A 367-nucleotide genomic window follows, 5' to 3' on the forward strand; every position below is an offset into this window, starting at 1 on the left:
AAAAGCAACTCGCCGCCATCCGCTACACCGCCGACCGCACCAAACGCTACAACGAACATGGCTTTACCCTGTTGCAACTGGGCATACGCGGCGTGGTCTATTTCAATACCCGCGATGATGTCGCCGATGCCTTAACCGGTTTGATGGATTTCTATTACGAATGGGCGAAAGACAAGCTGACAATAGCTTGGCACGAAAAAGGTCATAGGGATATTAAGGAAGTCAAACTGACCGAAAAATCATATCTGAAAGAACGCGATAAAATCTACCGTTGGCTGGATAGTCGGGAGGAAAATCCGCCTAAAATCGAGTGGGGAATGCAAAGCGAGCATGCAAATACCAGTGCATCCTATTATTTCAATATCAC

1 pseudogene is annotated in these 367 nt (G+C 47.1%); it reads left to right on the forward strand.

Features of this window, described 5'->3' with window-relative positions:
- Positions 1-367 (forward strand): annotated as a pseudogene (locus tag HMPREF2572_RS02930) (hypothetical protein); the annotation flags it as partial.

The sequence above is a fragment of the Neisseria sp. HMSC064E01 genome (assembly GCF_001808875.1).
Classification (GTDB): Bacteria; Pseudomonadota; Gammaproteobacteria; order Burkholderiales; family Neisseriaceae; genus Neisseria; species Neisseria sicca_A.